Genomic DNA, 10,515 nt, shown 5'->3' with positions numbered 1-10,515 from the left:
GTCGCCTACACCACGATGGTGTGGCCGCTGGTGTTCGTCCTCATGCCCCGGGTAGGGGACAAGATCGGTCCCCGGGGTGGCGGTGTAGGGGGTGATGTCGGGCACCCACCCGCCGGATGGTTCGGGCACGGATAGCCTCCCTTCCCGGTGGGGGCCACGACGGGTGCGGGCCCCCACCGGAACGGCTCAGAAAGGCGGGACAGGTCAGGCGTTGTGGTGGGCGCGGATCATGTCCTGCGTGCGCTGCCAGTCCGCCACGTCCCGGCGGTCTTCCACCACGCGGGACAGGACGACCAGGGCCACGGACAGGTTCGCGACAATTCCCCACACGGACAGCAGAATCAGAAGAGCCAGCATCCGTTTAGCCCTTCAGAACGCCGATGGGAAGGGTGCGCAGGAACGCGCCGACCGCCCGTACGGCGTTTTCCAGGGTGGGCACCACACCGTCCGGTGCCAGCGCCAAACCGAGGAGAACGCACGCGACCGGAATAAGCGTCCGCACGCGCATCCGCGGTGACACCATTGCCACGACGATAACGGCGCCGATGAGCAGGACGATACGGGTCATCTCCGGGCCGCCGACCATCGCCGGGGCCACCACCACCGGTGTCGGATTGAACGTCACTGTCCCTCCCCGGAAACGGTGTCGCTGGCGGTCGGCAGGTCGGGGAAAAGGGCGGTGTCGTCGACCTCGACACCGGCCATGTCCGCCCACCGGTGGTAGGCGTCGCGCCACGCGCGGCGCGTCGCCTGCCGGTAGTCGTCCACTGCGGCACGCACCCTGACCAGCGCGGCGTGCAGCTCTCCACCGTCCTGCTCGTCCTGATCGACCGGCAACGCCGTGGTGATCGCGAACAGCACGGATCCCGTGGTGTAGGTCTCCATGTGCCGGGCGAACGCCGCGTCGGAACGCAACTCCAGATCGGTCACGGTCAGCACGTCCCCGGGCGGCGGGGGCATCTCAAACATGATCACAGAAGGTCCTTTCCGAGGATCAACGGGAAAGAGGGACGGTCAGAAACGAAACGGGGCGGGAAGGTGCGGGCCGATCAGCGTCATGCCCACCATCGATCCGGCGAGCAGAACGAGAAACCAGCCGACATAGAGCGCCCAGAAAAGGGCGGTGGTGCGACGCGGATTCACGCACGGCGCCGCAAGAGAAGGAACACGACCCACACCGCGGCGCCGATCACCATGTACGGGGCGCCGTGGACGGCGATCCACTGCACGGCCGTCGCGAGGAGAAACAGAATGCCCGCGCCGAGGAAGATTTTCGCGATGATGCGGGCGAAGTAGAGCAGGACGATAGCCATGATGCTCCCTACGGGAAAGGGGCCGGCGAACCTCACGTGTCCGCCGTGGTCACATCATTCATCGGGCCGCTGGCAGAATGCCGCACACGAACCCGGCTAATTCTCGGAATCAAAGTGGTATCGGAATGGCCACGGAAAAGGCACGGCGCTGTGACGTGCTCCGGTCGCGCAGTGGCACGCCCGGTGGCACCGGACCGGCATCGCGCCAGCTCCCCGCGCGGGACAGGCCGTGCCCGGTCGGCCCCGGCCGGTGTCACCGGGCAGGGGGCCGGACGGGCAGGGCTACCCCCACCTAAGTGCCAGTGAGAGCACGATTGCCGCCCTGGGACGATCCGGCACGCGCGGACACCTCCGGACACACACGGACACGCACGGGCACACGACGGCACGTCCGGCCGATCGCGGGTTCCGCCGGTCGACCTCGGGCCGCTTCATCAGGCGTGGATGTCCGGGCATCCTCGACTCAGGTCAACCGCCCCAGCCGGGGCGAAACGGCGCCACACGGGGTAGACGGATGTTGTTGGAGGCTAGTGAACGCAAATGGTGTGAGACGAACGCAAACCGGTAAGGATGCTTCCTGCTGCCCCGGCACCCCGCGCCCGGGGCGGCACACCGGAGAGGAGGCACGGCGGGGGATAGCGGGGGCCGACCAGCGGCCCCGGCCGGACCGCACATGACGAACCTTCGGTTTGACGTCCCGACGCTGACCCGGGAACTGCGCGCGGCGATGCGCCACGGTGCCCGCGCGGCGAGCCTCGCCGAGCATGCCCCCGGCCTGGTCGACCTGCTCACCGCCGGTCACGGTGGGACCGGCGACGAACGGGCGTTGATCGCCGAGCAGATCATCCGCGAGGCCACCGCGCCGCTCGGCGACACGGTCGGACCGGCGATGCGGATCATGCTCGGGTTGGAACCCGGCACGTGGCATACCCGGATCGAAACGCGACGCGAACGGGCGGCCGACATGCTCGACATCGGCGCGGGCACGTTCCGCCGACCCCACCGCGAGGGCACGTACCTGCGTGACATCGCGTGGGAGATCTGGCGCACCCACCGCCGAGCCGCGTAGCCACCCGCCCCCGGACCGACCCGCACGGCCAGTCCGGGGCCACCACCGGCGCACCCCGGTAGCGGCACCGGCCCCACCGGCGACCCCGGCCGCGCGACCCCCGACCGGCCGGGGGTCGCGGGTCGGTCGCTGCCTGGCCGGCCACCACCCCACCGGCCGCGCGCGGGAAGGCGGGGGTTTCTCTAACAGCATCACGGAACACTCCACAAAGCTGGTAGCGGGGCGCGTGAATTTCCCGAGCACCGTCGCAGGACGACAACCACGAGAAATCCGCCCCCAGGAACAGGAAGGGACCCCGGCCGCACTCCCGGAAAGAAACCCGGGTGCCTCGACCGGCATCACTCATCCTGCCCCGGAACAGCCCGTTCCGGTCCGCCGGAAACCCGCCAGCCTCGCACCGCTATCCGGCTACGGAGCGGACGAAAACCCGCCGAAACGATCAGTGCGCGTCCCACCCGACACCAACCCGCCAGCAACCAGACGAAAACCCGTCAACACGATCATGGTTCTACGAGCAGTATGGGAAGCAACGCACACAGCAACGACATATGCACGTGCATCGGTACGTGCAAGCTGGAGAGATCATGGAAGGTGAGGGGGCACGCCTGGTCGCGCTGCTACGCGAGGCTATCGATCAAGGACTACGGGGGCCGGGCGACCTGATCGCCGGGGCGCCCGGCCTGATCGACATCATCGCGCCGCACAGCTCAGATCAGATCGCCGGTGCCGACCGGGCGCACAGCATCATCCGTGCGTCCATGCAGGCCCTGGACTCCGACGCGCGGACCGCGCTGCGCGCGCTGTATGGCCTCGACCGGCCCCGGCCGAAGCCACCGGCCCCACCCGACCGGCAGGGGCAGCGGAAGTCAACGCCGCGCCGCACGGTGCTCCTCACCGCGACGCAACGCCGCGCCGCTGCCGGACGGGTCATCCAACGATCCGGCATCACGTGGCAACGCGCCTACGAAACGATCTACCTCACTGATCTTGCCGCTGAGATCCTGCGACGCGTGCGCACCGGCGACGACACCACCCATGGGCGTCCGCGCGGGTGGATGCCGTACGAACCCCCACCGCCACCCCCGGCCGCAAGCTTCCAGCCGCGCGCACCGGAACGAAACCGCGGTACCTCCACCCCCGACACCGGAAAACCGGAGGCATGATGTTCGACCGATTCGACGAGGACCGGATACCCCGCCCGTACCTTCTGGTCGTTCTTCTCTTCGTCATCGTCCCGTGCGTTGTCGCCGGAATCTGGCTCGGCATGGCCACCCGGTAGCGCGCAACCGGCAGGGAACCCGAAGCGGCAGCTACCGGGAACGACGGACACCGCTACTCCCGCGCGTCCCCGTGATCCTCGCGCTTGCGGTCCGTCCGCGCACCCTGCCCCGGACGCGACGCCAACCAAGCCAGCACCGTCGACCGATACCAACGCGGCCGGTCCGGAGTGGGAAGATCATCAGGCGGTGGAAACCGACCGTCCCGCCGGTAGCCCCGGATCGTGACCGGCTTGACGTTGGCCATCGCCGCTATCTCCTGGTAGCCGAGCAACGGGTCGTCATCCACGACGCGACCCTATCGACTGATCAACCGCAAACCTTAGCACCATACGTGCTAAGGTCATGGGCGGCCCCGCCCGGTGTGCCACCACCGGGCGGGACCTAGATCACAACCTGCCTGAACAGGACGGTGACCTGTGCCCAGTATTCCGCCCCCCTCGGACGGGTGGCGTTCCCCGCGCCCGTTCGTCTCCCTCGACATCCCCGAACCGGGCCTCTACGCGGTGACCATCCGGTCCGGTGCGACGCTCCGCGACGTCGTGGACGTCGTGGCGAGCCTGCCCCGACTGCTCTACATCGACCACCACCGGCCGAGCCCGGGGGACAGCACCGTCACCCTTCATTTCCGCGCGCTACCGCACGACCTCGGCCCCCTGCCGTTCGGGGGGGTGTGACGTGGCCGGATGGGTACCCGACATCGACGTACCGCCGGCAGCGTGGGCGCCGTACCACGCGGCTCTCTATTCGATCGTGTCCGCCGCACCGCCCGGACCGATCCGTATCCGCCTGGTTCGATCGTTGGCGCGCTGCGACCCCCGTAGCGTGCTGGCACTCGCGGACATGGTCCGGCCACCGGGCGGACCAGTCCGGACGCCCTACCGCGAGGCTGTCGGGTAGCCTCGCCGGGCGCCCCGCGCCGAGCCTCGCCGGGCGCCCCGCGCCGAGCCTCGCCCCTTCAAAGGGGGTGTGTAGGCTCGCACGATGAACTTTCGCGAAATCCGTGACGGTCTGAAAATGCGCGTTCCGTCGATAGACGAGAATGATCTGCTGGAAACGTCGGCGCTGTTTCGAGGCGAATTTGACTACCGCCTCGCACTCCTGGTCGGCGAGCAGTCAGGAGTGCGAGGCGAGGGATCAGTTTCACGATCGGTGGTGCGTGCTAGTCTGACCGGATCGGCATTTTCCTACCTCGACGTAGCCGACACGGCCATAAGAGACTCCGACCTGTCTAATGCATCCTTCGAGAAGATCACGGCACGCCGAGTCGAGTTCCAGGGATGCCGAATGACCGGGTGGCGAGGAGTATTCGAGGTCGCAAGTGATGTCGCATTCATCGACTGCCGGCTGGACTATTCCACCCTGGAATTTCGGCGAGCGAGCGGGACCGTGCTCTTTAAAGAATGTCAGCTAGGGGAAACCTCCATTCGTGGCAGCCTCGACGGTAGTTTCTTCGCAGAATGCGACCTGTCGGGAGTAGATTTCGAGGCGTCCTCCGCGGCTCGCTGTGACCTTTCCACATCAAGGCTGTCCGGAGCCCGTGGCCTGTCGTCTCTCCGAGGTGCTCGCATATCTCACGATCAGATCTTCTTGGCCGCTGAAACGGTACTCGCCGAATGTGGAATCGAAGTCATCGACTGACTGCAAGGCTACTTGCCTTTCTTCTTACTCCAGCCTTTCTTATCCCAGTTGTCCCAGGCCGGGCGATTGTCAAACGGAGGGTTATTCCCTCGATTATCCCAGGTTGGCCGGTTGTCGAACCTTGCTGGCATTTCATTCCCAGCGCCGAACTCCGGGATTGCCAGGAGTCGCCGCATTCTATCGGAGTCCAACAGCGCGCTTTTAATGTCAGGTCCCCTGCTTTTTGGACCGTCGTCGGCGCAGCCATCGACAAGCGCAATCTTGGTGTTGCGGCAGTAGTCTGTCTCGGTGGTGTCGAACCTACCGTGTTCGAAAAAGCGATTTGCCGGATGTCCACCTTCGCAGAAATCGAAGTAGGCGCAGTTATCCCCGCACAGGGAAAGGCCACGACGATACTCGGATATCCAGGATGAGAGCATCCCCTCCTGGATGATCTGGTGAAGGTCTTTCTCGCGGACATTCCCGCAGGAGAAAGGTGTGTAGCCGGCCAGCTCGGGTGAGATCAGCGTGACGTCGCCGTTCCATGCCACTGTCGGGAAGGGATCGATGTGGCGCGACTGGATTTCCCGCGATGTCTCGCCAGCCGGCGCCATCGCATGTCGGACCCGCTCCAGTTCGCGCACCGGAATAGCCGGATTGTCAATCCACGCATCCGCGAGCGCCGCCCAGAAACCACGAACCTTCTCGGGCATGTATGTGCGTACGCGGGTATTGGATCCTTCTCGCTCCTCGATATTGACCGCCAGTGATCGGCAGCCAAGTTCTACCACGAACTCGTACAGCTCTCGCGCGTCCTCCGGCTCGGGTTCGGCGACGACCGCTATAACGTCAAACGCGAATTGGCCTGAGCGGAGGCGTTCAATTCCGCGCATGATCCGGTCGAACGCCGCTGATCCTGCCCGGTCAACGCGATGCCTAGTTTGGGCTCGATTCCCGTCAATCGAGACACCGACCTCTATCTCCCATTTCTCGAACAGCGCCAGCCATCCCGCGTTAATAAGGGTCGCGTTGGTTTGGACCACGTGAGTGACCGGCATACCGGAAAACGGTTCCAGAAGCTCGGAGAACGCTGCGTGTCCGAGAGTCAGCGGCTCTCCGCCGTGCCAGACAACGTCGATGCCGCCCCGTCGCAGAGCCTGAGAGCGGATTGATTCCGCAACGGCTCGCGCCGTACCCGGTTCCATCACCCGCCTTTTCGCCCGATCAGGAAGATAGCAATAGTCGCAGTTCAGGTTACATAGCGTTGTTGGCTGCAAAACGATAGAGCAAATATCCGTTTCCATGGCAATTTCGGGCGACGTCACCGCCCCTCCTCTCACCGGTTACTCATTCGCCACTGCCGGAATGAGTCCGCGTCGTGTAGTTCCCATATCAGTGGAGCCCGATCGTCGGGGACGATATGGGAGACAACACGGGTGAGATCCGACCCGTCCACTGGCATGGCATTAATGTTCCCGATCATCACCGGGCTCCGACGCTGGGTGAAGGCAATAGAAACGCCTTCCCGAACAGCGGTCAGCGTATGAATAATTGGCACGTCGTCGTAATGAATAGCGATCACGGAAAGATCTGGATGACGCAAAGAAAGCGCCACACGGCCCACAACGGAAGAATCAACGGAAATCACGTTGAACCCGGTGATTAGCGGCTCGGGCGCAAGGTCGGACTCGACATCTATCCGCACTACAAACAGGCTGTAACCTGCTGGGATCATGTCCTGAGGATGGCCGGAATCTCCGCCTAGCTTTCCCATGGAGCTACCGGACGAGCACGTAGACGAACACGAGAATGGTGCCGACGACGGCAAACGGAAAAATAGCAACAGTGGGAAACAGAAAAGCGCCCGTCAAGCAGATGGATCCGGCCAGACCGATCCGCACCAGCACAAGCCAGCGCGGCCGAACCACATAGTAGCGGCGTGTCATCTGAACTCACCATCCCGACCGTCGCAGACAGGTGCCGTAAGGAAATACCGCCTGATGATCAACCCTTTGAAGGGAGGGCATTGCATTGTTCCTGTTCATGCCTTTTCATCCAGCGGAGTCCAACGGTAGACAGAATATAGCTCTGGGGTTGCGGTAGAACACTTTCGCCCGGGTGGGACTGAGTCGCACCCGGGTGGGACACAGTCCCACCCTGTCCGGGACCTGTAGCGGCGGGCAACATGTCCCTACCGGCGGATGTGCGGGTTTGCAGAAGGGAGCAGCGATGGGCGCGGCGACTGCTCGTCAACTGTCGACTTCCGTCGGGGTGGCGTTCCCCTATCTGGCTCGCCCGTGGCACTGCCTACGCATGTCCTGGCAGCGCCCGAACGGGTCCGGGGCCACGCACAGGGAGAGGACCGGTGTAGGTAACCCCCGGTCCTCTCCCGCCCCGCCACGGCGGATCCGGCCGTGGTACCGGGGCGCTGTGCTTCGCCCCCCGAAGCACAGCGCCCCTCCGAGCCGCCCTACCCGCGCGGCGCGCGGCCTGCGCGAAAGACACCCCCGTACGCGCGGCGACCCCCGCCGGGTAGGGCACCCCGTCACCGAAGGGACAATCATGCGAAATCTTCACCAACCGCCCCTCGTAACCCGACGTTGGACACGTCGGGGCACGGTCGCGTGAGCGCCCTGGCCCAGCGGCGCCCCACGGGTCAGACGGGCCCGATGGTCGAACGGCAGGCGTTCGGCGACGGAGAGATCCGGATGCGGGACCGCGTCCTGAGCGGTGCACAGATCTCCCCCGGGGATCACGTGATTGACCTTTCGGTCGGAAACGGTCTGCTCACCCTCGGCGCGCTCGCGCTGGTCGGGGTCGGCGGGACCGTGACCGCCATCGACCGATCACATCAGGCACTGGACACCATCCCCCCGGCCGGATTCGGTGCGGGAACCCTGCGCCGTGTCCTCACCGAGATCACTGACATCCCGCTTCAGGAGCACAGCGCGAACGCGGTTGTTGCCCGCGCCGCGTTCGTCCACAGCCCCAGCCTGATACGCGCGTTCCGCGAGTCCGCGCGGGTGGTCCGGCCCGGTGGCCGGTTGTCGCTCTTTGAGTTGATCTACGCCGATCGTCGCCATGACGCCAACCTCGACCTGCCGCGCGCCGACATCCACGCCGCTGAGGAAGTCCTGCGCTGGGCGACTCCGGGATGGCGCTACATGCACCGGCTCGACATGCGCACCGCCGTCCGCCACGTCCGGCGGGGGTTCCGCGCCATCGACGCCGCCATGGATACGGTCGTCGTCAGGCTGGAAGGCCGCAACGACGTGCACGCCTACCTGCACCGGCCCCCACACCCCAGCGTGCCCAGCGCCATTGACACCATCGCGGGCCACGACCCCGCTTTGGCCGCGCGGTACGCCACGGCGTGGCATCAGGCCATCGACGGGCAATCACACATCACCATCACCATCCCCGGCTTCTACCTCACCGCCACCCGCACCGACACGCCCATCGTCTGACCTCAGCTCTCGGGCGCACCCTCCCGCACCGCGACCGTTCGCCACGGCCAACGCTCGACGAACGAGCCCGGGTAACGACCCTGCCCTGCCCAAGGGGGGGTGCGACTCAGTCGCACCCCCCTTGTCCCGCTTACTGGCCTCACGGTCCGCACCGGCCCGGATACGATCACACCCCCACGTGACGGCCGGCAGCTCCAGGGGGACACATGCCAACGAGTCCGTACCCCGCGCGACGACCAGCGCCGACGACCCCCGCGCTGCGCGAACTGGTCGACCGAGTCCAAGCACTGATCGAAGAACGCGGGTGGAACTGGTCCGACCTCGGCGCGCATGCCGGCTACTCGCGCAAGCACGCCAAGAGCCTCGCCACCGGACGGACGCTGTCCGCGGCTGGGTTCAAAGCACTCGACGATGCTTTCGGCACAAGTGGCGACCTTCTACGTCTGCGTGATCGCGCCATCGCGGAACGCGAAGCATCGCTTCACGGCTACACCCCAGAACCACCACCCGGCGAAACACAGGTGGTGGTACGGGGAGCAGCGCCGGTACCCTCGACGATGGAAGCCGGTGACCCAGCGTCGCCGAATCCGCCGCGGGAGGTGAGTCCAACGAACCGAAGAGACCTGTTGGCCTTGATCGGTAGCGGCGTTGCTGCCGGTGGCGTCATGCCCATACTCACCCCGGCGGACCGGCTTCTACTCCTAGAAGGAACAGCGCGAGCAGATAGCATTCTGCCGGTCGTGGATGCGCAGATAGCCAGTTGCGTCAGCGCCTATCGCACCACCACCCCCGCCGTGCTACTCGGCCAAATAGCATCAGCGCAGAGTCTGATCGACGGAATATCGGCGAAACTCACCCTCCGGCCCGCCGATCACGCCCGACTCTGGCACGCCGCAACCATCGCCGCCGGACTACGGGGATGGGTCCACAACAATGCAGGAGAAACCGCCTCTGCCCGGATCTCTCTCGCCGAGGCCCACAAAAGGGCAGACCTGCTCGACGATGATCAGCTCATCGCATGGACTCGCTACATGCAGGCCATCGTCGAAGACTATGCCGGAAACCCGAAAGTCGCGCAGCGATATGCCGAGGACGGCCTACGCCACGCACACACTGGCCCTTCCCGCGCGCTGCTGCTGTCGGACCCCGTGGCCGGAACCCGAGCCACGCTTGGTGATGTTGACGGAGTAGACCGGGCCGTCGGGGAGTCGCTTGATATTCTGCATTCACTTACCCCGGAGGAAAAAGGGCCAATTGCAGGCGTCATCATCGACAACATCGATACCTGCCATCCCGCCAATGCCGCCACCACGGCAACATTGGCCTACGCCCGTCTGGGGCGACCGGACCGCGTACGGAAGACGTTGACGACAGTACGTCCGATCATTGAAGCGGAAAGTGCGCACCAGCGACCCTACATGCTGCTAGACGAAGCCCTTGCCGTTTCCCGCAGCAACGATCGAGATCCACACCGCATTGCCGGTCTCACCACACAGGGACTCGCGCTTGCACTGCCGTTTCAGGCTGCGCATGTCGGAAAACGCGCGGACGCGATCCTCCGTGCGGTCGAGCCGTTGAACGGTCATCCCGCGATAGGCGACTTGCGCGACTCCGCGAGTGTATGGCGGAAGCAGCAACAACCCAGCCTTCCCGCTTGACCGCTAGCTAGGACCCCGCGTACACCCCTCCGCGCAGGCTACGCGCCACTCTTGGTAGCCTCGCCGGGCGCCACGGGCACCGAGCCTCGCCGGGCGCCACGGGCACCGAGC

The 10,515-nt window shown here is 65.5% G+C and carries 15 protein-coding genes; 6 read left to right on the top strand and 9 right to left on the bottom strand.

All coding sequences use genetic code 11. From position 1 onward, the window contains the following. Positions 1 to 204: 204 nt before the first annotated feature. The 5 genes from C1A33_RS34865 to C1A33_RS34860 are packed head-to-tail and all read right to left on the bottom strand — an operon-like array spanning position 205 to position 1,313. Entirely contained in the window at positions 205 to 357 is a 153-nt protein-coding gene (locus tag C1A33_RS34865) for a hypothetical protein (protein WP_165818366.1), read from the bottom strand. Between the two features lie 4 nt (positions 358 to 361). After that, a complete protein-coding gene (locus C1A33_RS13430; protein ID WP_243407510.1) occupies positions 362 to 625 on the bottom strand; it encodes a hypothetical protein in 264 nt (87 codons plus the stop codon). Continuing rightward, positions 622 to 975, bottom strand: coding sequence for a hypothetical protein (locus C1A33_RS13425; RefSeq protein WP_101831855.1), 354 nt, complete (start codon positions 973 to 975; stop codon positions 622 to 624). The genes C1A33_RS13430 and C1A33_RS13425 overlap by 4 nt, the downstream gene beginning before the upstream one ends. Before the next feature lie 39 nt (positions 976 to 1,014). Then, positions 1,015 to 1,143: a hypothetical protein gene (locus C1A33_RS37430; protein WP_279354628.1), complete on the bottom strand. Its 129-nt coding sequence runs from the start codon at positions 1,141 to 1,143 to the stop codon at positions 1,015 to 1,017. Further along, on the bottom strand, positions 1,140 to 1,313 hold the full coding sequence (locus tag C1A33_RS34860) for a hypothetical protein (RefSeq protein WP_165818365.1): 174 nt from the start codon (positions 1,311 to 1,313) through the stop codon (positions 1,140 to 1,142). The genes C1A33_RS37430 and C1A33_RS34860 overlap by 4 nt, the downstream gene beginning before the upstream one ends. 673 nt (positions 1,314 to 1,986) lie before the next feature. Here C1A33_RS34860 and C1A33_RS13415 point away from each other — a divergent pair. Beyond that, on the top strand, positions 1,987 to 2,382 hold the full coding sequence (locus C1A33_RS13415) for a hypothetical protein (RefSeq protein ID WP_101831853.1): 396 nt from the start codon (positions 1,987 to 1,989) through the stop codon (positions 2,380 to 2,382). Positions 2,383 to 2,705: 323 nt separating this feature from the next. Next, positions 2,706 to 3,545, top strand: coding sequence for a hypothetical protein (locus C1A33_RS13410; protein WP_133150658.1), 840 nt, complete (start codon positions 2,706 to 2,708; stop codon positions 3,543 to 3,545). A gap of 169 nt (positions 3,546 to 3,714) precedes the next feature. On the opposite strand, the gene C1A33_RS13405 is transcribed toward C1A33_RS13410, so the two are convergent. Continuing rightward, the gene (locus C1A33_RS13405) at positions 3,715 to 3,948 is read right to left on the bottom strand and encodes a MarR family transcriptional regulator (protein WP_207770300.1); all 234 of its coding nucleotides are present in this window, start codon (positions 3,946 to 3,948) and stop codon (positions 3,715 to 3,717) included. 130 nt (positions 3,949 to 4,078) lie between these two features. Between C1A33_RS13405 and C1A33_RS13400 the strand changes: the two genes are divergently transcribed. After that, on the top strand, positions 4,079 to 4,336 hold the full coding sequence (locus tag C1A33_RS13400) for a hypothetical protein (RefSeq protein WP_101831851.1): 258 nt from the start codon (positions 4,079 to 4,081) through the stop codon (positions 4,334 to 4,336). Between the two features lie 307 nt (positions 4,337 to 4,643). Then, on the top strand, positions 4,644 to 5,300 hold the full coding sequence (locus C1A33_RS33690; protein WP_115537949.1) for a pentapeptide repeat-containing protein: 657 nt from the start codon (positions 4,644 to 4,646) through the stop codon (positions 5,298 to 5,300). An 8-nt stretch (positions 5,301 to 5,308) separates the two neighbouring features. On the opposite strand, the gene amcA is transcribed toward C1A33_RS33690, so the two are convergent. Genes amcA through C1A33_RS34855 form a run of 3 tightly spaced genes read right to left on the bottom strand, consistent with a single transcriptional unit; the run spans position 5,309 to position 7,225 of the window. After that, entirely contained in the window at positions 5,309 to 6,604 is a 1,296-nt protein-coding gene (gene amcA / locus C1A33_RS13390) for a multiple cyclophane-containing RiPP AmcA (RefSeq protein WP_101831850.1), read from the bottom strand. 11 nt (positions 6,605 to 6,615) lie between these two features. Then, entirely contained in the window at positions 6,616 to 7,053 is a 438-nt protein-coding gene (locus C1A33_RS34155) for a hypothetical protein (RefSeq protein ID WP_133150657.1), read from the bottom strand. Between the two features lie 4 nt (positions 7,054 to 7,057). After that, the gene (locus C1A33_RS34855) at positions 7,058 to 7,225 is read right to left on the bottom strand and encodes a hypothetical protein (protein WP_165818364.1); all 168 of its coding nucleotides are present in this window, start codon (positions 7,223 to 7,225) and stop codon (positions 7,058 to 7,060) included. Between the two features lie 723 nt (positions 7,226 to 7,948). On the opposite strand from C1A33_RS34855, the gene C1A33_RS13385 reads away from it, so the two are divergent. Both C1A33_RS13385 and C1A33_RS34150 read left to right on the top strand, forming a co-directional pair. Then, positions 7,949 to 8,746: a class I SAM-dependent methyltransferase gene (locus C1A33_RS13385; RefSeq protein WP_133150656.1), complete on the top strand. Its 798-nt coding sequence runs from the start codon at positions 7,949 to 7,951 to the stop codon at positions 8,744 to 8,746. 206 nt (positions 8,747 to 8,952) lie between these two features. Continuing rightward, a complete protein-coding gene (locus C1A33_RS34150) occupies positions 8,953 to 10,404 on the top strand; it encodes a hypothetical protein (RefSeq protein WP_133150655.1) in 1,452 nt (483 codons plus the stop codon). Positions 10,405 to 10,515 lie beyond the last annotated feature (111 nt).

Origin of the sequence: Frankia canadensis, assembly GCF_900197875.1 — a bacterium.
Classification (GTDB): domain Bacteria; phylum Actinomycetota; class Actinomycetes; order Frankiales; family Frankiaceae; genus Frankia; species Frankia canadensis.
This window is presented reverse-complemented; position numbering and strand designations above follow the sequence as displayed.

Coding starts and splice junctions, on each gene's coding strand:
- C1A33_RS34860 (WP_165818365.1), bottom strand. CDS start 1,313: ATGGCTATCGTCCTGCTCTACTTCGCCCGCATCATCGCGAAAATCTTC.
- C1A33_RS33690 (WP_115537949.1), top strand. CDS start 4,644: ATGAACTTTCGCGAAATCCGTGACGGTCTGAAAATGCGCGTTCCGTCG.
- C1A33_RS13415 (WP_101831853.1), top strand. CDS start 1,987: ATGACGAACCTTCGGTTTGACGTCCCGACGCTGACCCGGGAACTGCGC.
- C1A33_RS34150 (WP_133150655.1), top strand. CDS start 8,953: ATGCCAACGAGTCCGTACCCCGCGCGACGACCAGCGCCGACGACCCCC.
- C1A33_RS34155 (WP_133150657.1), bottom strand. CDS start 7,053: ATGGGAAAGCTAGGCGGAGATTCCGGCCATCCTCAGGACATGATCCCA.
- C1A33_RS34855 (WP_165818364.1), bottom strand. CDS start 7,225: ATGACACGCCGCTACTATGTGGTTCGGCCGCGCTGGCTTGTGCTGGTG.
- C1A33_RS34865 (WP_165818366.1), bottom strand. CDS start 357: ATGCTGGCTCTTCTGATTCTGCTGTCCGTGTGGGGAATTGTCGCGAAC.
- C1A33_RS13385 (WP_133150656.1), top strand. CDS start 7,949: ATGGTCGAACGGCAGGCGTTCGGCGACGGAGAGATCCGGATGCGGGAC.